The sequence below is a fragment of the Pseudomonas coleopterorum genome (assembly GCF_900105555.1).
In the GTDB taxonomy this organism is placed as follows: domain Bacteria; phylum Pseudomonadota; class Gammaproteobacteria; order Pseudomonadales; family Pseudomonadaceae; genus Aquipseudomonas; species Aquipseudomonas coleopterorum.
The window spans coordinates 3,685,357-3,707,587 of sequence record NZ_FNTZ01000001.1 but is presented as its reverse complement, the minus strand read 5'-3'; the positions used below and the strand labels follow the sequence as shown (position 1 = coordinate 3,707,587).

The following is a 22,231-nucleotide window of genomic DNA, read 5'->3' as shown; positions in this document are numbered from 1 at the left end:
GGCGAGGCCTGCGCGACCACCCCTCGACCGCCCGTCCTGCGGGATCTGACGAACGAACGCGGTGTTTTCCATCCGTCGGGTGCCTAGCGCAACGGTTTAGGCTAGAATGCACGGCCTCCAAGCACACCCCCTTTCGAGGCTGTCCCGACGATGTTGATCCTGCGCGGCGCTCCTGCCCTTTCTGCCTTTCGCCACGGTAAATTACTCGAGCAACTGAGCCAGAAGGTCCCCGCTGTTACTGGCCTGTATGCTGAATTCGCCCACTTCGCCGAAGTCGAAGGCGAGCTGGCCAGCGACGACCAGCAAGTCCTTGCCCGTCTGCTCAAGTACGGCCCCAGCGTTCCGGTTCAGGAGCCCACCGGGCGGCTGTTCCTGGTGCTGCCGCGTTTTGGCACCATCTCGCCCTGGTCGAGCAAGGCCAGCGATATCGCACACAACTGTGGCCTGACTCAGGTTCAGCGTCTGGAGCGCGGCATTGCCTTTTATGTGTCTGGTGATTTCAGCGAGACTGAAGCCGAGCTGATCGGCGGTGTGCTGCACGACCGCATGACCCAGGTGGTGCTGTCCCGTCTGGAAGAGGCCGCCGGCCTGTTCCGCCATGCCGAACCCAAGCCGCTCACCGCCGTGGACATCCTGGGCGGCGGTCGTGCCGCGCTGGAAAAAGCCAACGTCGAGCTGGGCCTGGCCCTGGCCGAAGACGAAATCGACTACCTGGTCAGCAGCTTCCAGGGTCTGGCGCGCAATCCGCACGACATCGAACTGATGATGTTCGCCCAGGCCAACTCCGAGCACTGCCGCCACAAGATCTTCAACGCCAGTTGGGACATCGATGGCCAGAGCCAGGAAAAAAGCCTGTTCGGCATGATCAAGAACACCTACCAGATGCACAGCGAAGGCGTGCTTTCGGCGTACAAGGACAACGCTTCGGTGATCGTCGGCAGCGTGGCCGGGCGCTTCTTCCCGAACCCTGAAACCCGCCGGTACGGCGCGGTGCAGGAGCCGGTGCACATCCTGATGAAGGTGGAAACCCACAACCACCCTACGGCGATCGCGCCGTTTCCAGGCGCGTCAACCGGGTCTGGCGGCGAGATCCGCGACGAAGGCGCGACCGGCCGTGGTGCCAAGCCCAAGGCTGGCCTGACCGGTTTCACCGTCTCCAACCTGAATATTCCGGGCTTCGAGCAGCCGTGGGAAAAACCCTACGGCAAGCCCGAGCGCATCGTCACCGCGCTGGACATCATGATCGACGGCCCTCTGGGCGGGGCGGCGTTCAACAACGAATTCGGTCGTCCGGCCCTGACCGGCTACTTCCGCACCTTCGAGCAAAGCATCGATACCCCGCACGGCGAAGAAGTGCGCGGCTATCACAAGCCGATCATGCTCGCCGGCGGCATGGGCAACATTCGCGAAGAGCATGTACAGAAGGGCGAGATCACCGTCGGCTCCAAGCTGATCGTGCTCGGTGGCCCGGCCATGCTCATCGGTCTGGGCGGCGGCGCCGCCTCCTCCATGGCCACCGGCACCAGCTCGGCGGACTTGGACTTCGCGTCGGTGCAGCGCGAGAACCCGGAAATGGAGCGTCGCTGCCAGGAAGTCATCGATCGTTGCTGGCAGTTGGGCGACAAGAACCCCATCAGTTTCATCCACGACGTGGGCGCGGGTGGTCTGTCCAACGCGTTCCCCGAACTGGTGAACGACGGTGGCCGTGGCGGTCGCTTCGAGCTGCGCAACGTGCCCAATGACGAGCCGGGCATGGCCCCGCTGGAAATCTGGAGCAACGAATCCCAGGAACGCTACGTGCTGGCCGTCGATGCGGCCGACTTCGAGCGTTTCCAGGCCATCTGCGAGCGCGAGCGTTGCCCGTTCGCCGTGGTCGGCGAGGCTACCGCAGAGCCGCAATTGACCGTCACCGACAGCCACTTTGGCAACAGCCCGGTCGACATGCCACTCGAAGTGCTGCTGGGCAAGGCACCACGCATGCACCGCAGTGCCGTGCGCGAGCAGGCGCTGGGTGACGACTTCGACCCGGCCCAGCTGGACCTGGCCGAATCCATCGAGCGCGTGCTGCATCACCCGGCCGTGGCCAGCAAGAGCTTCCTGATCACCATCGGCGACCGCACCATCACCGGCCTGGTGGCACGCGACCAGATGGTCGGCCCGTGGCAGGTACCGGTGGCCGACGTCGCCGTCACCGCCACCAGTTTCGACGTCTACAGCGGCGAAGCCATGGCCATGGGCGAGCGCACGCCGCTCGCATTGCTCGACGCCCCGGCCTCGGCCCGCATGGCGGTCGGCGAAACCCTGACCAACATCGCCGCATCGAGCATCGCAAAAATCTCCGACATCAAGCTGTCGGCCAACTGGATGTCCGCAGCTGGCCATCCAGGTGAAGACGCGCGTCTGTACGACGCCGTGCAAGCGGTCGGCATGCAGTTGTGCCCGGCGCTGGGCATCACCATTCCGGTCGGCAAGGACTCCATGTCCATGAAGACCCAATGGAGCGAGGAGGGCACCGACAAGAGCGTGACCTCACCGATGTCGCTGATCATCACCGGCTTCGCTCCGGTGGTCGACATCCGCAAGACCCTGACCCCGCAACTGCGCATGGACAAGGGCGAAACCGACCTCATCCTCATCGACCTGGGGCGTGGTCAGAACCGCATGGGCGCCTCGATCCTGGCTCAGGCGCATGGCAAGTTGGCCAACCGGGCACCGGACGTCGACGATGCCGAAGACCTCAAGGCATTCTTCGCCGTGATCCAGGGCCTGAACGCCGACGGCCACCTGCTGGCCTACCATGACCGTTCCGACGGTGGCCTGCTGGCCAGTGTGGTGGAAATGGCCTTCGCCGGTCATTGCGGGCTCAACCTGCAACTGGCCACCGTGGCGCATAGCCGCGAGGAAGTGGGCGCGGTGCTGTTCAACGAAGAGCTGGGCGCAGTGATCCAGGTCCGTCAGGACGCCACGCCGATGATCCTGGCGCAGTTCAGCGCTGCGGGCCTGGGTAATGACTGCGTCGCGGTGATCGGCCAGCCGATCAACAACGGTGCGGTGAACATCCGCTACCACGACGACGTATTGTTCAGCGGTGAGCGCCGTCTGCTGCAACGCCAATGGGCCGAGACCAGCTACCAGATCCAGCGACTGCGCGACAACGCCGTCGGCGCCGATCAGGAATTCGATGCGCTGCTCGAAGAAGACAACCCTGGTCTGAGCTTCAACCTCAGCTACGACGTCAACGAAGACATCGCTGCGCCGTACATCAAGAAGGGTGTCCGTCCACAGGTGGCCGTGCTGCGTGAGCAGGGCGTCAATGGCCAGGTCGAGATGGCCGCAGCCTTCGACCGTGCCGGCTTCAATGCCATCGACGTGCACATGAGCGATATTCTTGCTGGGCGTGTCGATCTCAACGAGTTCAAAGGTCTGGTCGCCTGCGGCGGCTTCTCCTACGGTGACGTTCTGGGTGCCGGTGAGGGCTGGGCCAAGTCGGCACTGTTCAATGCCCGTGCCCGCGATGCGTTCCAGCAGTACTTCGAGCGCAGCGACAGCTTCACCCTTGGCGTGTGCAACGGTTGCCAGATGATGTCCAACCTGCACGAACTGATTCCGGGCAGCGAGTTCTGGCCGCACTTCGTGCGCAACCGTTCCGAGCAGTTCGAAGCGCGCGTTGCGATGGTCCAGGTGCAGGAATCCAATTCGATCTTCCTGCAGGGCATGGCCGGTTCGCGCATGCCGATCGCCATCGCCCACGGTGAAGGCCACGCCGAGTTCGCCTCGGCCGATGCCTTGCTGCAGGCCGATGTATCGGGCTGTGTGGCCCTGCGCTTCGTCGACAACCACGGCAAGGTTACCGAGCAGTACCCGGCCAACCCGAACGGCTCGCCGCGCGGGATCACCGGTCTGACCAGCCGCGACGGTCGCGTGACCATCATGATGCCGCACCCGGAGCGGGTCTTCCGCGCAGTGCAGAACTCCTGGAAGCCTGAGGAGTGGGACGAGGACGGTGCCTGGATGCGCATGTTCCGCAACGCCCGTGTCTGGGTCGACTAAAACGTGTTCAAACTGGCCTTCTTCGTTCCCGACAGCCATGTCGAGCTTGTCAAAAGCGCTGTATTCGCCGCCGGTGGCGGTCGCATTGGCGCCTATGACAGCTGCGCTTGGCAGGTAATGGGGCAGGGCCAGTTTCGGCCGCTTGCAGGTAGCCAACCCTTTTGCGGGCAGGCCGACGTCGTGGAAAAGGTCGAAGAGTGGAAGGTCGAGCTGGTCGTGGCCGATCCGCTCATCGCACAGGTGGTGCAAGCACTCAAGCTTGCCCACCCCTACGAAACGCCGGCCTATGAAGTGTGGCGGCTTCACGAGTTGTAAGCCGCCACCGCTTTTCAGCGCAGACGCATCTGGCCGTACACCCGTTTGGCCATGTCGAGATTCCCCCCGCGCACGTTCACCAGGTTGTGACTCTGCAGCTCGTTCACGCCTTGAGTTTCCTGCGCCTGATCGATCACCCCAGCCACCTTCAGACTCACGCCTTCGCTGGCCGACAAAGCAGACGCCTGGGCAATGCCCTGCCGGTCAGTACGCTTGAAATCGAAACGGCCTTGCTCTATCAGGCTGCCTGTACCTGCCAGACCATAGGCGTGCAACGCGGCGGTTGCCGGTTCATTCCATTTGCCGGCCAGCAGTGCAGCCTCGCTGGCCAATGTGTCGGGCGCTAGCTTGCCACCCAGTTGGGCTTGTCCTTCCACGTTCAGCACCTTCACATCGTCACTGAGGCTGGTGACCACCAGATTGCCGCCCACGCTACCCGTGATCGTCTGCGCCTGCACTTCGGCGCCATTGAGGCGCAGCTGGCCCTGGGTATCGACAGTGACGGCATCGGCTACCAGCTTGGCGTTGCGATAGGTCTTGCTGTCTTCCTTGTACTGGGTGATGGCCAGTTGCGAGCCGCCGGTGGACGAGCCGATGCCGAACGTCTTCACGTCCGCCTGGATGCGCTGAGTCGAAGCCTCAAGTTGCACGCCGCCGTTGGTAGCCTGGAGTCGAATGCGGGCAGCATCGAGCTCGGTGCCTTGCAGAGTGATTGCCTGGTTGTGACGCGCCGAGGCGCTCAGGTTGGCATCGTTGGCAACCCGCCACTGGGAATGTACCTGGCGATAGCTGTCCTGCTCGGTCTGGGTCATCTGCAGACCCTGCTCGCTGTTGGATACGTGATGGCCGGTGGCGGTCACTTTGTCGATGGCTGCCAGATTGAGCAATGTTCCGCCTGCGGAAATGTTCAGCGTGTCGACCTTCTGCTCCTTCGAACCGATTTGCACGCCTGTCAGCAAGGCGTCACGTCCAGCGGACAGGGTGACCGCGCCAGGTGTGTCGAAGCGTGCCACGACGGCTTGGCGCTCGTTGCGAGTACGCTGATCGTCAACGGACTGTCTGTGATTGCTGGCCTGGTTCAGCGACAGTGCGCCTCCGGCGTTCACGGTGATTGGCCCCTGGGTACTGCTGAACGCTGTGCCTTCGTAGTGGCCATCGCCCTTGAGCTGGATGTCCACGCCAGCGCTACCGGCAATGACCCCTACCTTGGCCTGGCTCGTACCTTCGGCGGATTTGTCCGCAGCGGCCTTGAGGTCGTGGTTCTGGGCGGTGATGCGGGTCATGCCGGTGGTGCTGACATAGGACGTTCCGACGTCGTTGATGTTGCCGTCGACCGATACATCCACCTCGCTGCCTTGATAGCGGCTGACCTGCGCCTGGTCCGCGTTGTTTCTCGCCGTGCTGGCTCGGATGCGCAAGGCGCCCTCGGCGATGGCATCCATGCCCTGGCTGCGCAGGGCATGCGCGGTCAGGGACATCTCGCCTTGGCTGCGCAGCTGCGCGTCGGCCAGGTTGAGCTGTTGCGTGCTGTTCACCCTCAGCTCTGCGCTGCCCGCGTCGAGCCGTGCCTGTGGCGCCGGTTCATCGCCGCTGGCGCGGCCCTGCAGGGTGATATCGCCTGCGGCTGCGATGCTGATGCCTTTGTCCGCCTTCATCTGGACCCCTGGCATCTTGATACCGGCACCTTCGTGGGTGCTGACGACGCGGATGCGACCCTCGCTGTCCATGGCGCCAAGCAGGTTGGCATCGATGCGCTTGGGCGTGCGCGTACTGCTGACGACTTCATTGCTGGCGTAATCGATGACATTGCTGCCGAGCAACAGGTCAACGTCGCCAGATGCACGGATCGATCCGTTGCTGGCGATGCTGGGCGCGATCAGCGCAAGGCTGCCGTCCAGGTTGTTCACCCCGTTCTTGTCCACGCGCAGAACGCCCTTGGCGGCTTGCGTGTCGAGCTGGTGCAGTTGTCCATCCTGCAGCGTGGGCGAACCGACCACAAAGGTTGCACGCGGCACGTTGGCCAGGCTGGCGCCGTTGAGGGTGATGCCGTTCGGGTTGGCCAGCACATAGTCTGCCGCCGCGCCGAAGACCACTTGTGGGCCGTTGATGTTGGAGCGGTTGTGCCCGACCACTTCGTTGAGGATGGTGCTGGCGGCCGTGCCACCCAGTTGCGGGTTGGCGTGCACCGCGCCGGCCAGTTCACTGTGCCCGGCCACCACGCTGTTGTTGAGCACCACACCCTCGGTGCCCACGTTGTATTCGCTGTAGACGTTATGCGAGAGGCCCGCCTGGTTGGGCGCGACGATGTCGATCACCGGCACGGTACGGTCGCTGTGGAGGGTTGGCTTCGCAGCGGCCCCATCGAATGCTGTCAGGCCATCGGCGCAGGCGTATGAGCAAGGCACCAGCAGCGCAGCGGCGATGGCCAGCGGCAGTGAGCGTGGGGTCAGGTGGCGTAAGTGTTTTGAGGCGTGGGTCATCGAGGTCTTTCCTTAGGTCCAGGATTGGTCTGTGCATCGAGCGTCGGCCGATGCACAGTGGATTACCTTAGGAAGGGAGGCGATGAGGCGACAGGGGGACTGCCCGCCGTGCTCCGTAGGATGAAGCCCAAACGATTGTCAGGCCGCAGAGAGGTGTGCGACCCCGGCCAGGCGGGGTCGCGACGTGGGATCAGAGCGAGAGTCTTTCCACACCCCCTGTCAGATCCTGGGTCCGATTGTGGCCGCCTGCACGGAACAGACCGGTGTCGATGACGACTTCTTCCGGCTTGTCCTTCTGCAGATGGCTGTACACATCCTTGATTGCGCTCAACGAAGGCGTGAGTGCCAGCGATGAGATCGTCACCAGTCGGTCGCGCGAACTCAGGTTACTGGTCTGCAGCAGATCCGGGTTCTGTGCCGGGAGAGTGCCCCCGGTCTGCAATTGAGCGCCAGTCAGGCGAGTTGTCCCGAGAACGTTCAGGCCGAGACTGTCGCGACCATTGATGACGGTGCTCTGAGCCACCGTGTTGCGTAGCTCGCGACGCATGTCGAAGTCGAACTTGCCCGAAATGTCGGTCGAGTAGGTGCTGTTCAATTGATCCAGGCGCTCTTTGTTCTTGACACCCCAGTCGCCTGCCAGGGTTGCCAGGCTGCCGATCGCGCCCCACTGATCACCGCCTTTGCCAACCTCGACATCGATGTCGACTTTCGTCCCATCCACATTGTCCTGGACGCTGATTGCCTGAAGGCTACCCACCGACCCGCTCACCTGCTGGGCATTCACCTGAGCCCCGGCCAGCCGCAACTCACCCGGGCTGTTGAATTCAACCGTACCAGCCGTCAGTGTGGCGTTGGCGTGCGTGCTGCTTTTGAGCTTGTCATAGGCGAGCTTGAACTTCGCGCTCAATTCATCGACCGCGAAGGACTTCGCGCCACCCGACGCACCACCCAGTTCGACCGCTGCCGAAATGAGCTTGTTGTCCCGGTGGATGATGGAGTGGGCGGCGATCGCGTGAATGCCCCCGGCGCGGGCGTCCAGCTGGATTCGATCGGCCGTGGCTTGCAGGCCCTCCAGCAATATGGCTGCCTGCTGACTGCTGCCCGCCGAGACGGCCAGATTTCCTAGCACGTGCCACTGCGAACCGTGACGTTTTGCGGAATTTTCCTGAGTCTGGCCCAATTCGAAGCTCGCACCGCCACCCAGTGGCCGACCTCCGGATTGAGGGCGAGCTCCGGCCTTGAATGAGCCGCCACCTCCATAAACGTTGCCTTCTTCCTTGGCGGTATCGATGCCTGCCAGGACGACGGCGCTCTGGCCGGCGTTGATCGACAGGCTGCCGACGGGTGCATTCTGCGAACCGACAGCGGTGCCCTGCATGATCACGTTGCCTTGTGCTGTGAGCTCGACGGCACCAGGGGTATCGAATGTGGCGCCAATGGCCGTGGTCTCCTTGCTGGTCAACTCGGTGTACTGGCCACTGCCGCTCACGGCGCCACCCTGAACCACCGGGGCCGGAGTGACGGTGCCGTTGATCTGCACTGCACCACGTCCGCGCGTCCCATCGTCATATTTGACGATACTGTTGGTGGCCTGGAGAACCTGCAGGTTGCCACCCGCGTCGATACGGATCGGGCCCGAGTGGCTGCTCAACCGTGTTCCTTCGTACAGTCCGTTGGTACCCAGCTGGACGCCGATCCCCGTCTTGCCAGTCAGGCTGCCCACCACGGCGGTCTCTACCGTCTTGTGTTGCGCGCTGCTGTAGCCGCGAGCTGCGGCGCCCAAGGTCCAATCGGCTCCGGTCGAACTTTCCAGCCGGGCAATTGCATCAACCCCCAGGGAATCGATCGTGGTGCGCACGCTGTTTTTGGCCGCGTCCATGGTGTGGCTCTTTGCACGCAGGTCAAGCGTGCCCATCGTACTTTCGTAGCGGGTGCCGATGTCGTGCAGCGCGCCGGTCACCGCGACATCGACAGTGCCGCCCTGGAACTCCGACACGCGGGCGAGATGGGTCAGCGATTGGGTTTCGCGGTCCAGGTAGTCGCCTTTGAGGTTGACGCCCACGCTCCATGGCAGCATGCCGTCCTCCAGGCCGGTGGCATACAGACTGGTCTGGTCGACGCCGGTCCACAGCTTCTGCACCTGGCGGGTGATGGCGCCGTAATCCAGCGAGCTGCCCGCACTCAATTTGATCTTGTTGTAGTCCAGTGCCGTTTTGGTGACGTCGGTGGCGGTCTTGTTATAGGCTTCGTCGGCGCGCACTTTCAACAACTGGCCGGCTTCCACCAGCGCGGCCTCGGTCGTGAGTTTTTTCGTCGTCAAAGAGGCGTCATTGCCCGCTTTGATCGTGCTGCGTGTGTGAATGCTTTCACTGCGCCCATCGGTGTCGGTCTGCAGGGCGAATGCGTATCCGGTGCCCACTCGATCGATACCGGCTGTGATTTCGTAATTGACCGTCCTGCCGGTTTCCTTGTTGCGGAAGCTGCGTTGCGCCTCGGTGGCGAGAATACGCATGTCCTTGGCATCGAGCGCCACGTCCTGCACGGCATCCACCGAAGAACCGATAATGGCCAGGGTCTGCGCAGCCTCGAGGGTAACGTTACGGCCCTTGAGGCTACTGGCTTGGTGAGTACTCAACTGAGCGGTGTCCAGCTTCCACTTCTGGCTCAGCCCAGCGCCTGCGTTCCACTGTCCCGAGGCTCCTTGAACCTCATCCAGTGGCTGGCCCGAACCGGGGCCGGCCGCCTCGACGAATACAGTGAGCTTCCAGTCATCGCCCTTGAGCGTGGATTCGAGGCTTTCCTCGCCGGCAGCCACGGTCAGGTGTTCATCGGCCTTGACCGTCAGATCCCCGGCAGCCGCAACGCTGGAGCCGATGATACGAACGTCACCCTTGCCGTCGAGTTTCACAGAGCCACTGGCATTGATGGAGCTGCCTTGATACTTGCTTTGCGTGCGGTCGTAATGACGGTCGGACGACTTGAACAGCCCGGTGGTCAGGCGGGCGTTTTCGATGTGTTGCTGGTCTTGCACTCCTTCAACCGTCAGGTTGTCTGCCAGACTTTCGAGGATGATATCCCCGGCCTCCAATTGCGCAGCCACAAGGTCCACACGATCGGCCTTGGCGGCGATCCTGCCGTCGCGGGCGGTCAGTTTGCTACCGCGATGGTCTTGGGTCTTCTCACGATCGTGCACCTCCGTCGCGGACCGGCGGACGATCACGTGGCCTTCTCGGCTATCCTGTACGACCGAGCCATGAAGGGCGACATTGCCGATGTCCAGACTGTCGATGGCGGACAGCGTCAAATCGCTGCGACTGCTCAAGTCGCTGCCGGTGACCTTTATCGCACGCCCTGCCAGATTGATCGCCTGGCCTTCGACGACACTGGATGCTGCGCTCTGGGTCGTCTGGGTGGATGTGCTGTTGAGCCGTTGAGGGCCCTGGCGTTGATTGCTGACCGTGACGCTATCGCGGGTGCGGTCGACGTTGGCGGTCAACTCCAGGGTATTTCCTGCGCTGATTGCCACGTCGCCAGCGCTCTTGACGCGGGTGGCCGCGAGTCGGGCATTGTTGCCGGCGGTCAAGGTCACGTTCTGCGTGGCGTTCAGGCTGTTCGTCAGATGTTCGGTCTGCGTCTTGTCGACCGTGGTGATGGTTGCGCCTGCGGGCAAGATGTACCAGTCGTTGTCGACACCTGTCCTTCGGCTGGACTCCACGGTGCGAGTCAGGGTATCCAGGTTGAGGTTCGCGCCAGCGTCGGCGGTAACCGACGCGCCACTGATGGCCACCGACATGATGTTCAGATCCGCCGCCGCGCCCAGCCGCACATCACCATCGCCAGCGCTGACCACGCCTTGAGTCGTCAGGCCATCGTGCTTGGCCACGCTGCCCATGGTCAGGTGCCCTTGCGACGTGATATCGATGCCCTGACGTGCCTGAATCTCACTGATGCCCATGTTGATTCCCGCGCCCTGGCGCGTGCTCAAGATGTTGATTCGGCCAGCGTGCATCGCACCTACCAGACGAGCATCGGCCTTGAAGGAGGTCTGCTGGACATCGTTGATTGCCAAGGTATTGGCATCGACCTTGTGTGAACCCAACAGAATGTCGAGTTTGTCGGCTGCACTGATCCGACCCTGCTGGTCGATCGTCGGTGTGATCAAGGCCAGTGAGCCGCCGTTGACGGTTACACCATCGGAGTCGACTCTGATTGCCGCACGTGGATCGATGTCGACATGGGTATCGAACCCGACGATTTTACCTGCCTCGATCTGCGGTCGACCCACCAAAAAGGTCGCCTGCTTGTCCACACCCAGGTTGAGTCGTGCGCCATTGAGGGAAATCCCGTTGGGGTTGCTGAGTACATAGTCGGCCGGCTGACCGAAAATCAACTGCTCACCGTTGATTTCCGAACGGCGGCGGCCCACCACCTCATTGAGAATGGTGCTGGCTGCCTGTCCCTTGAACTGGCTGTTGGCCTGAACATCCTGGAACTGGCCACCCACATGGGCGCGACCTGACTGCAGGCTGTTGTTCAAGACCACGCCGGGCACGCCGACGTTGTACTGCTCGTAGCGGTTGTGTGAGAGGCCGGCGGCATTGGGCGCGACGATATCGATAACCGGCGCCTGGCCTGGGTTGTCCAGGATGATCGGATTCTCCCCCCGCCCTGCGCCAGGCTGGATGACGTCCGCGCCGGCCATGTAGGGGGCGAGCACGATGGAGGCAATCGCCAGGCGCAAGGTGTCGCGTTGAATGCAACGTAGATTTTTTTTCATGGAGTATCTACCTGTTTTTTCAGAAAGCTTGAGAAAGCCCGAAGATCCAGAAACCTGGTTCCAGGGTGGAGCTGCCGCGCCGTTGCAGGCCGCGCTGGTAGTCCAGAGCGATCTGGCCATCGGCCCAGCTCAAGATCACACCGGCGCTCACGCCAATGGCGTGCTGGGTGTCGACCTTGTTGTAGGTGTGCTGCCCCCAACCTGCGTCGAGCCCGGCGCGAGGGGTCAGGTAAAGGCCTTGGGCAAGTCGTTGCGAAGTGCTCAGGGTGTTGCGCAACGTGGCGCCCTGGGAGACCGGCTGGCTGTCCAGGCGGTAGCCACGCACGCCACTGCTGCTGGCCAGACGTAGTTGCTCCAGGCTCGGCAGAGGGTCCGGGCTGTACTGAAGATCCAGTTCGGTGTTCCACGCCCAGCGACGCTCCAGCAGATCGAACAGCGACCGGCGGGTGACCGTACCGCGGTACTTTTCGAAATGCGGCTGAGGGGCGTCATGGCGCAAAGGGGTGCGATCCCCCCCCAGCCAGCCTTGCCCACGGGCATAGCCCAGGTAGCCAGTCCATACCGAATCACCCAGGTGAGTCAGGTTCAGCCCGACGCTGGCAACGCTGAGCGTCGTGCGACCGTTGTGCACGGTCGTATCGTCGAACAGCAGGTCGGTATGGGTCTGGTCCAGACGCAGGTGCGCGTTGAGAAGCGTTGTCTGATTGCGCCAGAGGCTGCGATCCAGCTTGAGCCCGTAGCTGTCCAGGCTCTGCGCCACCCGATGGCGGTTGGGCAGGGGAGCCTGCGACTCGAAACGACTTGCCGAAGCGTTCAGGGTCCAGCGTCCGTAGGGTATCTCGTAGAACAACCCTCCCTGGCGACTGAAGCCTGCCCCTGCGTCCAGGCTATGGGCGTAGCTGGCGGCCAGGGAGTCGTTGAGGTGAAGTGGATTGTCCAGGCTCAAGCTCAATTGCGCTTGGTGACGCCCGGAACTGTCACTGCCGCGGTTGTTCAGGCCAGTGCCCATGGTCCAGGACTTTTGCGTACTCCCTGGACGCAGGATGATCCGCGTACCGCCCACTTGTTCTCCGGGCGCGATGTCCAGGGTCAGGTCGACCGAACGCAAACGGTTGAGCTGGTCCAGGCCACTTTCCACATCGGTGAGCTTGAGTGGCCGTCCGATCATTGCGGGGAAGGCGCTGCCCAGGGACAGGTCGGTACTGCCATCGGCCATTTCGATCGATTCGACGAAGCCTTCGAGCATGGCGATGACCAGATCACCACCGGCTTCGGGCGGTTGAACCACATAGGGCCTGGCGGCGACGTAACCGGCCTTCACGTAAGCTCCGGTCAGTGCGATCAGCATCTGGTTGACATCGTTGATCCCTATGCAGGGCGAGACCCAAGGCTGGAGGACGGCTTGCAGAGTCTCGGTGTCCAGGAGCTGGTTGTCCTGCACTCGCACGGCCGACACCGGCCAGCAGTCGGTATCGCGTTCGACCTGTTGAGGGCTAGGCGCTGCTTGCTCGCCTGCGTCCTTGCGCAATGTCTCCAACCGCTGCGCGCGTTCGGCAGCCTCGCGCTCGAGGCGCTGGCTGTCGAATTGACGCAGAAGCTGGTCATCCACTTGAGGGGCGTTTGTGTCGGCCAGCGCCAGGGCCGGACCGAACAGCAGTGCGGATAACAGGCAGTGTTTGCGGAAAATCGTCATTGCAGCCCAGCCCCAGTCGTCGACCAATTAATAGGCGGCCACTTTAAGAGGGGGGACTTCCCTGAGAACGGGTAGGGGAGAGGGGATGTTGGTAGGAAGAATCTGACAGACAGCAGGAAAGCGAGGATTAGAAAAAGGAACCAGTCGTAGGATGGTTCCTATGTTGTCTGAAGGACCGCTACGATCGCATCAGTGCAGAAGACGTTCGGCTCAAGGCCGGATCTCGATCATCGTGCCGTCCTTGACCAGGCTCCACACTTCACGCATGTCGTCGTTTTTCATGGCAATGCAGCCATCGGTCCAGTCCAGAGTCGCGAAGTACCATTCCGGATACTCCGCGTCGATCGGGGTGCCGTGGATCATGATCATGCTGCCCGGTGCGACGCCCTCGCGGCGAGCCCGGGCCGCGTCGCTGATATTGGGGTAGGAAACGTGCATGGCCAGGTTGAACCGATCGCTGACCTTGCGCCAGTCGAGCCAGTAGAAACCCTCGGGGGTGCGCTTGTCGCCTTCGCGCTCCTTGGCACCGTTGGGCTGCTTGCCCAGCGAGATGCGATAGCTCTTGAGCGGCTCGCCGCCGCTGATCAATTGCAACTGGCGGCTGGTCTTGAGCACCAGCACCTTGTCGATCGGATCCACGCCCAGGCGCTTGCCGGGTTTAGCAACAACGCCGATCTGGTCAACCGGCTTGCGTTCCACGGTAACGGTGAAGGCCGCCTGGGCGCTCACGGCAAAGCACAGGCAGAACAGGGCGGTCAGGCAGCGCATCGATGGAGTATTCCTGCAATGAATACGCACCGCGGGTGCCGGTGCGTCGGGTCAGGTCTGAGGCGGCTGCGCGAGCAGCGGCCCCACACACTCGTTGCGGACCGGATAGTTGTGCTCCAGCCGGTCAGCGAAAAAGTATTCTAAGGTACGCCCGACGGTGGGGAAAGCGAGCTCCGCCCAAGGGATCTGATTTTGCGCGAACAATCCCACTTCCAGGCTTTCCTCACCCACGGCAAACACAGGCTCGGACATTTCGGCACGGTAGAACACCTGCACCTGGCTGATGTGCGGCAGATCGAAAACGGTGTACAGCGCAAGGTCGGTCACCTGGGCGCAGGCTTCTTCCATGGTTTCGCGGCTGGCGGCGTGCTGCAGGGTTTCGCCATTTTCCATGAAGCCTGCCGGCAGGGTCCAGAAACCGCGGCGCGGCTCGATGGCCCGCCGGCATAACAGGACCTGCCCCTGCCATACGGCGAGGCAGCCTGCTACCACTTTGGGGTTCTGATAGTGAACAAGGTGGCAATGTCCGCAGACGAATCGGGGACGTGTGTCGCCGGTGGGGATGCGCAGGGTCACCGGGTTGCCGCAATGGCTGCAGAAATTCATGCTGAGATCCTTGATGGCTGCCGCTATCTTGGCCGTACTGTCCAAGGGCCGCAAGCCTGCGGCGGGGCAAATCGGGCTTGGGCTGCCAGCGGCTTTTGGTGCATCATGCCAGCAGGCCACGGATCGAGAAACGCCATGCTGGACGAGCTACTGCGCCGAGTGAGCAACCACACCCCACGCACGCTGGAAACCGACAGCCGTTTTCCCGAAGCGGCGGTGCTGCTGCCCATCACCCGTAGCGACGAGCCTGAGCTGGTGCTCACGCTGCGTGCCTCGGGACTCTCGACCCACGGCGGCGAAGTGGCCTTTCCCGGCGGTCGGCGTGACCCGCAGGACCCGGATCTGGTGTTCACGGCCCTGCGCGAGGCCGAAGAAGAAATCGGCCTGCCGCCGGGGTTGGTGGAAATAGTCGGTCCGCTCAGCCCGCTGGTGTCCAAGCACGGGCTGAAGGTCACGCCTTTTGTCGGGATCATCCCGGACTACGTCGAATACCGGCCCAACGATGCGGAAATCGCTGCGGTGTTCTCGGTGCCGCTGGAGTTCTTCCGCCAGGATCCGCGCGAGCACACCCACCGCATCGATTACCAGGGACGCAGCTGGTATGTGCCCAGCTACCGCTTCGGCGAATACAAGATCTGGGGATTGTCGGCGATCATGATCGTCGAGCTGGTCAACCTGATGTATGACGCCCGGATCAGCCTGCACCGGCCTCCCGAGCATTACACCGCCATCTGAGCGTCGTTCGGCCAGGTGCCGTGCCGACCGCTGCTGCGTCGAGGACATCACATGAAATACCGTCTGGGCGACTCTCGCGTCGAAACCCATCCCGACAGCTGGACCGCACCCAATGCCACCCTGATCGGCAAGGTGCGGCTGCAGGCCGGCGCCAGCGTGTGGTTCGGCGCCGTGCTGCGCGGCGACAACGAACTGATCGACATCGGCGAGCACAGCAACGTCCAGGACGGCACCGTGATGCACACCGACGCCGGCGTGCCGCTGACCATCGGTCGCGGCGTCACCATTGGCCACAATGCCATGCTGCATGGGTGCACCGTGGACGACTTCAGCCTGATCGGGATCAACGCGGTTATCCTCAACGGCGCCAGGATCGGCAAGCATTGCATCATCGGCGCCAACTCGCTGATCGCCGAAGGCAAGGAAATTCCCGATGGATCGCTGGTCATGGGGTCACCGGGCAAGGTGGTGCGCGAACTGACCGAAGCCCAGAAGCGCATGCTCGAAGCCAGCGCCGCGCACTACGTCCACAATGCCCAGCGCTACGCGCGCGAACTGATCGAGCAGGATTCATGAATCCTCTACCCAAACCGGTCAAGTCGCCTTGCATCAGTGTGTGTGCACTGGACGAGGACGATGTGTGCACAGGCTGCCAGCGTACCGCAGTCGAAATCACCCAGTGGGGGCGCATGAATGACGATCAGCGTCGCGACGTGCTGCGTCTGGCTCATCAGCGCGCCGTGGCCCAGGGCCTGATGTTGCCAGGCGTTTAGTCGAGCACCTGCCCTCGGGCGGCGAGACTGGCGCGCGCAACGCCGTGTTGGGTTAAAATGCCCGCCCCTGTCGGGCAGGCGTGCGTGCTGCCCCTCGATCCAGACGCTTCCCTGAGGACCTGAAATGACCCGTATCGGAACCCCCCTGTCGCCGACCGCGACCCGCGTATTGCTGTGTGGCTGCGGCGAGTTGGGCAAGGAAGTGGTGATCGAGCTGCAGCGCCTGGGCGTCGAAGTCATTGCCGTGGATCGCTACGCCGATGCGCCCGCCATGCAGGTTGCCCATCGCAGCCACGTCATCAACATGCTCGACGGCGCGGCCTTGCGCTCGGTCATCGAAGCGGAAAAGCCGCATTACATCGTGCCCGAGATCGAGGCCATCGCCACGGCCACTCTGGTGGAGCTGGAGTCCGAGGGTTTCACCGTGGTCCCGACCGCGCGCGCGGCCCAGCTGACCATGAACCGCGAGGGCATCCGGCGTCTGGCTGCCGAAGAGCTGGACCTGCCGACCTCGCCGTATCATTTTGCCGACACCTTCGAGGACTACGAGCGCGCCGTGCAGGACCTCGGTTTCCCCTGCGTGGTCAAGCCGGTCATGAGTTCCTCGGGCAAGGGCCAGAGCCTGTTGCGTACGTCCGCCGACGTCCAAGCGGCCTGGGACTATGCCCAGGAAGGCGGGCGCGCCGGCAAGGGCCGGGTGATCATCGAGGGCTTCATCGACTTCGACTACGAGATCACCCTGCTGACCGTGCGCCACGTGGGCGGCACGACGTTCTGCGCGCCGGTCGGCCATCGCCAGGAGAAGGGCGACTATCAGGAGTCCTGGCAGCCCCAGGCGATGAGCCCGGTGGCCCTGGCCGAATCGGAGCGTGTGGCTCGCGCGGTGACCGAAGCCCTGGGTGGGCGTGGTCTGTTCGGCGTCGAGCTGTTCATCAAGGGCGATCAGGTCTGGTTCAGCGAAGTTTCGCCACGTCCGCATGACACCGGTCTGGTCACGCTGATTTCCCAGGACCTTTCCCAGTTCGCCCTGCATGCCCGTGCCATTCTCGGCCTGCCGATCCCGCTGGTTCGTCAGTTCGGGCCGTCGGCCTCGGCGGTGATTCTGGTCGAGGGCAATTCTCGCCAGACCGCCTTCGACAACCTCGGTGCGGCACTGGCCGAACCGGATACGGCACTGCGTCTGTTCGGCAAGCCGGAGGTCAATGGGCAACGGCGCATGGGCGTGGCCCTGGCCCGCGACGAATCGATCGAAGCGGCCCGGGCCAAGGCCACACGTGCCGCGCAGGCGGTCAAGGTCGAGCTGTAAGGGGCAGGTTGGCTGGCGCCTGCCGAAGGGAGGCGCCGGTCAGGCAAGAATGCAGCGCTCGCGTCACGCCGCAGGCAAGCTGCTTGCGTGCCAGATCAGCACCCGCGACGCGCGGTTTTCCTCGGTTTCGAGAATCTCCATCCGATAGCGACCGATCTTCAGGCACACGGCGCTGGCCGGGATGCTTTCCAGCGCCTCGGTCACCAGGCCGTTGAGGGTCTTGGGGCCGTCACTGGGCAGATGCCAGCCCAGGCTCTTGTTGATGTCGCGAATGGAGGCCTGGCCCTCGACCACGAAGCGGCCGTCCAGCTGCGGGTGGATATGGGGATTGGCCAGGGCGTCGTCATCTTCGAACTCGCCGACGATCTCTTCCAGAATGTCTTCCAGGGTAACGATGCCCTGCACCTCGCCGTACTCGTCGACGACGATGCCCAGCCGCCGCTGCTGTTTGTGGAAGTTGAGCAACTGCATCTGCAGGGGCGTGCTTTCCGGTACGAAATAGGCTTCGTAGCAGGCAGCCAGCAAGGCTTCGATGGTCAACTCGCGTTGAGGCAGCAAGTGGCTGATCTGGCGGGTGTTGAGTACACGCTCGACATGGTTGATGTCATTGTGGAAAACCGGCAGGCGGGTGTGCCGGCTGATCATCAACTGGTCGATGATCTCGTCCAGCGAGTCTTCCAGGTTGATGCCGTCGATCTCGTTGCGCGGCACGAGAATGTCGTTGACCGTGATCTTGTCCAAGGCATGAATGCTGCTGGCCAGGTGCGGCTTGTTGCTGCGCGCCTCGGCGGCCAATTCATCGAGCACGCTACGGGGCTGGGCAGGTTCCTGCTGGGCGCCCTGGTTGGATTCCTTGCGAGCGAAGGGAACGACCAGCAAACGCGCAGCGCCGTCCAGCAACCATGCCAGCGGCCAGACCAGCTTGAGCAGCGGAGCCATCAGCGCATTGGCCATGCCGATGAACGGTCGTGGATAGCGCCGGGCAAGATGGCGTGGTAAGTAGTCGGCCAGTACCAGCAAAGCGATCGCTGTACCCAGACCCCCAAGCCAGGCGCCATGGGCGCCGCGCAGATAGATGCCCAGTGTGACACCCAAAGTCACGGCCAAAGCACGGACCAGGGTAGCGAGCAGTACCAGGCTGGGGAGAGGCGCCTCCAGCGCCGGGCGATCGCCATTGCGGCCAGTAGGACGCTGTGCGGCCAACGTGTGCAGCGCCGCGTCCACTGCACACAGCAGCGCGGCGAGGAGAATGGCCAGCGCCAGCGCGCCGAGCATCGGCCCTAGGGGCAGAGTGTCCATGGGTGACCTGTCAGATGTGCAGAATGTATTCGCGAACCAGCTTGCTGCCGAAATAGGCCAGCATCAGCAGGCAGAAGCCGGCCAGCGTCCAGCGAATGGCCTTGTGTCCGCGCCAGCCCAGGCGGTTGCGCCCCCACAGCAGCACGCTGAAGACGATCCAGGCCAGACAGGCCAGCAGGGTCTTGTGGACCAGATGTTGCGCGAACAGGTTCTCGACGAACACCCAACCCGAAATGAGTGACAGCGACAGCAATACCCAGCCAGCCCAGATGAAGCCGAACAGCAGGCTTTCCATGGTCTGCAGCGGCGGAAAGTTCTTGATCAGGCCTGCCGGGTGCTTGTGCTTGAGCTGGTGATCCTGCAGCAACAGCAGCAGCGACTGGAACACGGCGATGGTGAACATGCCATAGGCCAGGATGGAGAGCAGGATGTGTGTGAGGATGCCAGGCTCTTCGTGGATCAGTGGCGCGGTCCCGCCAGGCACGAACTGCGCGATCAGGATGGTGGCCAGGCCCAGGGGGAACAGCAGCACCAGCAGGTTTTCCACGGGAATCTGACTGGTCGCCAGCAGGGTCAGGGCGATCACCGCCACAGCGATCAGGCTGGCGGCGCTGAAGAAGTCCAGGCTCAGCCCCAGCGGTGTCAGCAGTTGCGAGAACAGCGCGCAGCCATGGGCGATGACGGCCAGGAAGCCGAACAGGTAGAGCAGGCGCTTGTCAGCCTTGCTGCCCTGGCCAATGCGGGTCGCCTGATAGGCAGTCGCAGCGGCGTACAGGCAGGCGGCGGCGAGGGTGGGTAATAGACTGGGTGACAAGGGGAGCATAGGTCCTGTGGAGCACAAGCCGGAAAGTGCCTGAGTTTGGCATCAAATGCCCGCCGACGAAAGACTGCATACCGCGCAGTGTCCGTGGCACCCACTCTTGGTTATAATCGCCGGCCTGCTCTTGCCGCCACAACCTCGGCTCAACCAGAGCCAGAAAGGATCGCGACATGTTTGAAAACCTTACAGACCGCCTCTCACAGACGCTTCGCCACGTTACCGGCAAAGCCAAGCTGACCGAGGACAATATCAAAGACACCCTGCGCGAAGTGCGCATGGCGTTGCTCGAAGCCGACGTCGCCCTGCCGGTGGTGAAGGACTTCGTCAACAAGGTCAAGGAGCGTGCGGTCGGCACCGAGGTTTCGCGCAGCCTGACCCCGGGCCAGGCGTTCGTGAAGATCGTCCAGGCCGAGCTCGTCGAAATGATGGGCGCCGCCAACGAGGAACTGAGCCTGGCGGTGACCCCGCCGGCAGTCATCCTGATGGCCGGTCTGCAGGGTGCGGGCAAGACGACCACCGCCGGCAAGCTGGCGCGCTTCCTCAAGGAGCGCAAGAAGAAGACCGTGATGGTGGTGTCGGCCGACGTCTACCGTCCGGCGGCCATCAAGCAGCTGGAGACCCTGGCCAGCGATATCGGCGTGACCTTCTTCCCGTCCGACATCAGCCAGAAACCGGTGGACATCGCCCACGCCGCGATCCGCGAGGCCAAGCTCAAGTTCATCGACGTGGTCATTCTCGATACCGCCGGCCGTCTGCACATCGACGCCGAGATGATGGGCGAGATCCAGCAACTGCACGCGGCCGTCAAGCCGGCTGAAACGCTGTTCGTGGTCGACGCCATGACCGGTCAGGACGCGGCCAACACGGCCAAGGCCTTCGGCGATGCGCTGCCGCTGACCGGTGTGATCCTCACCAAGGTCGACGGCGACGCCCGTGGCGGTGCCGCGCTGTCGGTGCGTGCCATCACCGGCAAGCCGATCAAGTTCATCGGTATGGGCGAGAAGAGCGAAGCGCTCGAGCCGTTCCACCCCGACCGGATCGCCTCGCGCATCCTGGGCATGGGCGATGTGCTCAGCCTGATCGAGCAGGCCGAACAGTCGCTGGACAAGGACAAGGCCGACAAGCTCGCCAAGAAACTGAAGAAGGGCAAGGGCTTCGACCTCGAAGACTTCCGTGACCAGCTCGTGCAGATGAAGACCATGGGCGGCCTCGGTGGCCTGATGGACAAGCTGCCCAGCATCGGCGGTGTGAATCTCTCGCAGATGGGCAATGCCCAGAATGTCGCCGAGAAGCAGTTCAAGCAGATGGAAGCCATCATCAACTCCATGACCCCGGCCGAGCGCCGCGATCCGGACGTGATCAGCGGCTCGCGCAAGCGCCGTATCGCCATGGGTTCGGGCACGCAGGTGCAGGAGATCGGTCGCTTGATCAAGCAGCACAAGCAGATGCAGAAGATGATGAAGAAGTTTTCCACCAAGGGTGGCATGGCCAAGATGATGCGCGGCATGGGCGGCATGCTGCCCGGCGGCGGTGGTGGCATGCCCAAGATGTAACGCATTCCGTCGGCACGAGAGCCCTGTGGGAGCCTGCTCCCACACCTCCACTTTCCGTGCCGATGAATACCCTGGCCATGTGGCCAAACTCCGTTGCTTGCAACGGCTTATAGGCAAATCCACGCTGCAAGCCCCGACCTATCGGAAAAAGGCATTTGCAAATGTCCGTGTATTCCTTGAGAATATGCGGCCTTTCGGGCACCCGTGTGCCCGCTGTGCATTATGATTTGCAGCACCGACTACAGGAACGATGTTCAATGCTAACCATCCGTCTTGCCCGTGGCGGCTCCAAAAAGCGCCCGTTTTACCAACTGACCGTAACCGATTCGCGCAACCCGCGTGACGGTTCCCACAAAGAGCACGTGGGTTTCTTCAACCCTGTTGCCCGTGGTCAGGAAATCCGTCTGTCCGTGAACCAAGAGCGCGTCAACCACTGGTTGAGCGTGGGTGCACAGCCTTCTGAGCGTGTTGCTCAGTTGCTGAAGGAAGCTGCCAAGGCCGCGGCCTGAGCAATATGAACGCGACGCCAGATTCCGCTGATGACTTGATCGTCGTCGGCAAGATTTTCTCGGTACACGGCGTTCGCGGCGAGGTGAAGGTCTTTTCCTTTACCGATCCGATAGAAAACCTGCTCGACTACAAGACCTGGACGCTCAAGCGCGATGGGGTTGTCGTCAAACAGGTAGAGCTGGTCAGCGGCCGATCCACACAAAAGGATCTGGTTGCCAAGTTGAAAGGTCTGGATGATCGCGACGAAGCCCGTCTTCTGTCCGGTTACGAGATTTGCATCTCGCGCAGCCTTTTGCCCGACCTGGCCGAAGATGATTACTACTGGTATCAGCTTCAGGGCCTGAAGGTCATCGATCTGCAGGAGCAACTGCTCGGCACCATCGATCACCTGTTGGAGACCGGCGCCAACGATGTAATGGTGGTGAAGCCCTGCGCGGGCAGCCTGGATGATCGCGAACGCCTGTTGCCCTATACGGCGCAATGCGTGTTGAAGGTCGACCTGGCCGCTGGCGAGATGAGGGTGGATTGGGACGCGGACTTCTAGGC

The 22,231-nt window shown here is 62.8% G+C and carries 16 protein-coding genes; 9 read left to right on the top strand and 7 right to left on the bottom strand.

Features of this window, described 5'->3' with window-relative positions; all coding sequences use genetic code 11:
• The first annotated feature begins 150 nt into the window (after nucleotides 1-150).
• Nucleotides 151-4,050 carry a phosphoribosylformylglycinamidine synthase gene (purL, locus tag BLV18_RS16570; protein WP_090360138.1) on the top strand — a complete coding sequence of 1,300 codons (3,900 nt, stop codon included), beginning with the start codon at nucleotides 151-153 and terminating at the stop codon, nucleotides 4,048-4,050.
• Nucleotides 4,051-4,053: 3 nt separating this feature from the next.
• Nucleotides 4,054-4,365, top strand: a complete 312-nt coding sequence (locus BLV18_RS16565) for a YqfO family protein (protein WP_049861261.1) — start codon at nucleotides 4,054-4,056, stop codon at nucleotides 4,363-4,365.
• A gap of 14 nt (nucleotides 4,366-4,379) precedes the next feature.
• Here the strand turns inward: BLV18_RS16565 and BLV18_RS16560 are convergent, their stop codons facing one another.
• The 5 genes from BLV18_RS16560 to BLV18_RS16540 form a co-directional block, all read right to left on the bottom strand.
• The gene (locus BLV18_RS16560; RefSeq protein ID WP_090360137.1) at nucleotides 4,380-6,845 is read right to left on the bottom strand and encodes a two-partner secretion domain-containing protein; all 2,466 of its coding nucleotides are present in this window, start codon (nucleotides 6,843-6,845) and stop codon (nucleotides 4,380-4,382) included.
• Between the two features lie 190 nt (nucleotides 6,846-7,035).
• On the bottom strand, nucleotides 7,036-11,622 hold the full coding sequence (locus BLV18_RS16555; protein ID WP_167375952.1) for a hemagglutinin repeat-containing protein: 4,587 nt from the start codon (nucleotides 11,620-11,622) through the stop codon (nucleotides 7,036-7,038).
• Nucleotides 11,623-11,641: 19 nt separating this feature from the next.
• Nucleotides 11,642-13,315 (bottom strand): ShlB/FhaC/HecB family hemolysin secretion/activation protein, encoded by a 1,674-nt coding sequence (locus tag BLV18_RS16550; RefSeq protein WP_139211031.1) that lies wholly within the window; start codon nucleotides 13,313-13,315, stop codon nucleotides 11,642-11,644.
• A 210-nt stretch (nucleotides 13,316-13,525) separates the two neighbouring features.
• Nucleotides 13,526-14,083, bottom strand: a complete 558-nt coding sequence (locus tag BLV18_RS16545) for a L,D-transpeptidase family protein (protein WP_090360130.1) — start codon at nucleotides 14,081-14,083, stop codon at nucleotides 13,526-13,528.
• Nucleotides 14,084-14,134: 51 nt separating this feature from the next.
• The gene (locus BLV18_RS16540) at nucleotides 14,135-14,689 is read right to left on the bottom strand and encodes an NUDIX hydrolase (protein WP_090360127.1); all 555 of its coding nucleotides are present in this window, start codon (nucleotides 14,687-14,689) and stop codon (nucleotides 14,135-14,137) included.
• Between the two features lie 135 nt (nucleotides 14,690-14,824).
• Between BLV18_RS16540 and BLV18_RS16535 the strand changes: the two genes are divergently transcribed.
• The 4 genes from BLV18_RS16535 (at nucleotide 14,825) to purT (ending at nucleotide 17,503) form a co-directional block, all read left to right on the top strand.
• Nucleotides 14,825-15,424, top strand: coding sequence for a CoA pyrophosphatase (locus tag BLV18_RS16535; RefSeq protein ID WP_090360124.1), 600 nt, complete (start codon nucleotides 14,825-14,827; stop codon nucleotides 15,422-15,424).
• Nucleotides 15,425-15,475: 51 nt separating this feature from the next.
• Nucleotides 15,476-16,000 (top strand): gamma carbonic anhydrase family protein, encoded by a 525-nt coding sequence (locus BLV18_RS16530; protein ID WP_090360123.1) that lies wholly within the window; start codon nucleotides 15,476-15,478, stop codon nucleotides 15,998-16,000.
• Nucleotides 15,997-16,197 (top strand): DUF1289 domain-containing protein, encoded by a 201-nt coding sequence (locus BLV18_RS16525; protein WP_090360119.1) that lies wholly within the window; start codon nucleotides 15,997-15,999, stop codon nucleotides 16,195-16,197. Before BLV18_RS16530 ends, BLV18_RS16525 begins: the two co-directional genes overlap by 4 nt.
• A 124-nt stretch (nucleotides 16,198-16,321) precedes the next feature.
• On the top strand, nucleotides 16,322-17,503 hold the full coding sequence (gene purT / locus BLV18_RS16520) for a formate-dependent phosphoribosylglycinamide formyltransferase (RefSeq protein WP_090360116.1): 1,182 nt from the start codon (nucleotides 16,322-16,324) through the stop codon (nucleotides 17,501-17,503).
• 63 nt (nucleotides 17,504-17,566) lie between these two features.
• On the opposite strand, the gene BLV18_RS16515 is transcribed toward purT, so the two are convergent.
• Nucleotides 17,567-18,802, bottom strand: coding sequence for a transporter associated domain-containing protein (locus BLV18_RS16515; RefSeq protein WP_090360113.1), 1,236 nt, complete (start codon nucleotides 18,800-18,802; stop codon nucleotides 17,567-17,569).
• A 10-nt stretch (nucleotides 18,803-18,812) separates the two neighbouring features.
• Nucleotides 18,813-19,625: a cytochrome C assembly family protein gene (locus BLV18_RS16510; protein WP_056844210.1), complete on the bottom strand. Its 813-nt coding sequence runs from the start codon at nucleotides 19,623-19,625 to the stop codon at nucleotides 18,813-18,815.
• A 167-nt stretch (nucleotides 19,626-19,792) separates the two neighbouring features.
• Between BLV18_RS16510 and ffh the strand changes: the two genes are divergently transcribed.
• The 3 genes from ffh (at nucleotide 19,793) to rimM (ending at nucleotide 22,229) form a co-directional block, all read left to right on the top strand.
• A complete protein-coding gene (gene ffh / locus BLV18_RS16505; RefSeq protein WP_090360110.1) occupies nucleotides 19,793-21,175 on the top strand; it encodes a signal recognition particle protein in 1,383 nt (460 codons plus the stop codon).
• Nucleotides 21,176-21,432: 257 nt separating this feature from the next.
• Nucleotides 21,433-21,684: a 30S ribosomal protein S16 gene (gene rpsP / locus BLV18_RS16500; RefSeq protein ID WP_008366201.1), complete on the top strand. Its 252-nt coding sequence runs from the start codon at nucleotides 21,433-21,435 to the stop codon at nucleotides 21,682-21,684.
• A gap of 5 nt (nucleotides 21,685-21,689) precedes the next feature.
• Nucleotides 21,690-22,229, top strand: a complete 540-nt coding sequence (gene rimM, locus BLV18_RS16495; RefSeq protein WP_090360108.1) for a ribosome maturation factor RimM — start codon at nucleotides 21,690-21,692, stop codon at nucleotides 22,227-22,229.
• Nucleotides 22,230-22,231 lie beyond the last annotated feature (2 nt).